We start from the raw sequence: 506 nt of genomic DNA, 5'->3' as shown, positions 1-506 counted from the left end.
GATTTCAATCGGAAACGTATTGGTCGATACGGAGGAAACGCGACCAATATAACGTAAAGTCCCCAAGTGATGCTGACCATTGATCGTTCTGACATCCGCTCGAAGACCTTCTTTAAGATACTGGATATGGCGCTCGCTAACGTCGGCCTCAATGACCAGAGTCTCTAAATCAATCACTGTCGCTATTGGATCGCCCACACCGACAAAGTCACCCACTTCGACAAAATGATGATCAACAATGCCATCAAAGGGCGCTTTAACTTCGGTATTCTTGAGAGCGGTTTGGACATTATTGAGGTTTGCTCTTGCATCGACTAACGCGGCTTCCGCAGTCGCAAAGGCCACCTCGCCTTGTAACCCCCTGCTTTTGAGCGATTTTGCGGCATTAAACTCCTTTTCTTTCACTCGCAGCATGGCCTGAGCGCGTTTGAGCTGACTGTCCAAATCCCGCTTATCAATGTTAGCAATCACTTGCCCTTGCTTAACAAGTTGCCCTTTATTGATGC

The 506-nt window shown here is 47.8% G+C and carries 1 pseudogene; it reads right to left on the bottom strand.

Annotation, left to right across the window (positions count from 1 at the left end):
- A pseudogene (gene vmeJ / locus R7Q48_RS31505) lies at nt 1-506 on the bottom strand (multidrug efflux RND transporter periplasmic adaptor subunit VmeJ); the annotation flags it as partial.

The sequence above is a fragment of the Vibrio sp. 378 genome, from assembly GCF_033339435.1.
This window is presented reverse-complemented; position numbering and strand designations above follow the sequence as displayed.